At 63.6% G+C, this 2,062-nt stretch carries 2 protein-coding genes; both read right to left on the bottom strand.

The window, feature by feature from the left end; translation table 11 throughout:
* Window positions 1–116 precede the first annotated feature (116 nt).
* The gene (locus QMX86_RS27920; protein ID WP_122610760.1) at window positions 117–743 is read right to left on the bottom strand and encodes a transcriptional regulator; all 627 of its coding nucleotides are present in this window, start codon (window positions 741–743) and stop codon (window positions 117–119) included.
* Window positions 744–827: 84 nt separating this feature from the next.
* Entirely contained in the window at window positions 828–1,955 is a 1,128-nt protein-coding gene (locus QMX86_RS27915) for an FAD-binding oxidoreductase (protein WP_073473656.1), read from the bottom strand.
* Window positions 1,956–2,062: the final 107 nt, after the last annotated feature.

The raw sequence follows: 2,062 nt of genomic DNA, 5'->3' as shown, positions 1-2,062 counted from the left end.
TTCTACGGCGATTGATCACGCGGTTTCGCGAGCCGGCTCGCTCCCACAGGGGTAACGCATTCCAAATGTGGGAGCGAGCCTGCTCGCGAAGAGGCCAGCGCTAACGATGCAAATCTTCAGCCCTTCAATTCCTTCAAATGCTTGTACACCGTCGCCCGCCCCATGTTCAGCACATTGGCCACGTAGTTCGAGGCGCTCTTGCCCTTGAACGCGCCCTCGGCGTGCAGGGCCAGCACCAGTTCGCGTTTGTGATCGCGGGTCAGCAGGTTCAGGCTCAACTGCCGCTCGCGCAGCCAGGCGTGGAGGAAGGTGTTGATGCGCTCCTGCCAGTCATCACGGAACAGCGAGTCCGGCTGCGGAATCAGCTTGCTCGGCGAGAGAAACAGATCCAGCGCCGCCTTGGCGTTCTCGAACAGGGAAATATTCAGATTGATGCACAGCACCGCCAGCGGACGACCTTCGCTGTCACGCAGCACGGTACTCAGGCTGCGAATTTTCTGACCGTCCCAGTTGAGCTTTTCGTACGGGCCGATGTTCCTGTCGCTGACATCCTCGCTGAGCATGTCTTCCAGCGACGAGTCGTCGCCGATCTCGCGCTTGGACAGGTTGTTGGCGATGTAGTCGACCTTCTGCGTGCGCAGGTCGTGCAGCACCACCTCGGCATGGGGAAAGAACAGCGTGGCGATGGCGTCGGCGATGGCGCGGAAGTTATCCAGCGCCGGGTCGAATTCGGGGGCAGTCATGACAGTGGAGCTCCAGGCAGCGTCAGCGCCCCTTGTGCCGGGGCGCTGCGAGTGTGCCGCAATCTTTTCGACGAGTCGATGCGATCAAGCCAGTCGGGCCGGGGAGAGCATGGCGCTGTCCAGACCGAATTGATGCAGGTGCTCAGGGAATGGCTCGCCGCGCACCAGCGCCGCACTGGCTTGGCCCATCGCCGGCGACGTCTGGATGCCGTAGCCACCCTGCGCGGCGACCCAGAACAGCCCCGGCACCTGCGGATCGAAGCCGCTGAGCAGATCACCGTCGGCGACGAAACTGCGCAGGCCTGCCCACGTGCGGGTCGGGCGGCGGATGGTCAGCGTGGTGGCCTCTTCGATCTGATAGATGCCCATGGCGATGTCGAGTTCTTCCGGCTGCACGTCGTGCGGTTCGACCGGATCGGCGTTGGCCGGCGAGCCGAGAAACATGCCGGCGTCGGGCTTCATGTAGAAGGATTCGTCGAGGCTGACCAGCATTGGCCAGTGATGAGTGTCCACGCCTTCCGGGCCGGCAAAGATAAATGCGGCGCGGCGCTTCGGTTGCAGCCCCAGCGGCTGCGCTCCGGCCAGGGCAGCGATCTTGTCGGCCCAGGCACCGGCGGCGTTGATGAGCACCGGTGCGCTGAATGTCTCGCCGTTGGTCTGCACGATCCACAGGCCATCGGCATCGCGGCTCAAGCCGAGCACCTCGCAATCGGTGCGGACTTCGCCGTGATTGCGCCGAATGCCGCGCAGGTAGCCTTGATGCAGCGCGTCGGTGTCGATGTCGCAGGCCGATGGGTCGTAGATCGCGCCGTGGACTTTTTCCCGGCGCAGGATCGGCAGGCGCGCGCAGGCTTCGTCGGCGCTGAGCAGTTGCATCTGCGGCACCGTGGCTTTGGCGCTGAGGTATTGGTTGTTCAGTTCGGCGGGATCACCGATGAAGTCGACGGTCATTTCGCCGCGTGGGGTCAGCAGCGGGTGCTCGCAGAAGCCGCTCGGAGGACTGTCGAAAAACGCGCGGCTGGCCTGAGTCAGTGCGCGGACCTGTGCGGTGCCGTAAGCGGCGGTGTACAGCGCGGCGGAGCGACCGGTGGAGTGATAGCCGGGATGGGTTTCACGCTCGAGCACGATCACTTTGCCGTGCGGCGCCAGCCAGAACCCGGTAGAAGCGCCGGCAATCCCGCCGCCGATGATGATGAAATCTGCGTGGCTCATGTGGGTCTCCAGTGGGTACGCAATATCAAGGCGTACGCTAGTCCCTTGTGGGAGCGAGCCTGCTCGCGAAGCGGTGTATCAGTCGACATCTTCGGTGAATGTCAGTC

The organism is Pseudomonas sp. PS01270 (assembly GCF_029959775.1).
GTDB lineage: Bacteria > Pseudomonadota > Gammaproteobacteria > Pseudomonadales > Pseudomonadaceae > Aquipseudomonas > Aquipseudomonas atacamensis.
This window is presented reverse-complemented; position numbering and strand designations above follow the sequence as displayed.

Bases quoted from the DNA above. Each gene is read 5' to 3' on its own strand.
- QMX86_RS27920 (WP_122610760.1), bottom strand. From the start codon at position 743: ATGACTGCCCCCGAATTCGACCCGGCGCTGGATAACTTCCGCGCCATC.
- QMX86_RS27915 (WP_073473656.1), bottom strand. From the start codon at position 1,955: ATGAGCCACGCAGATTTCATCATCATCGGCGGCGGGATTGCCGGCGCT.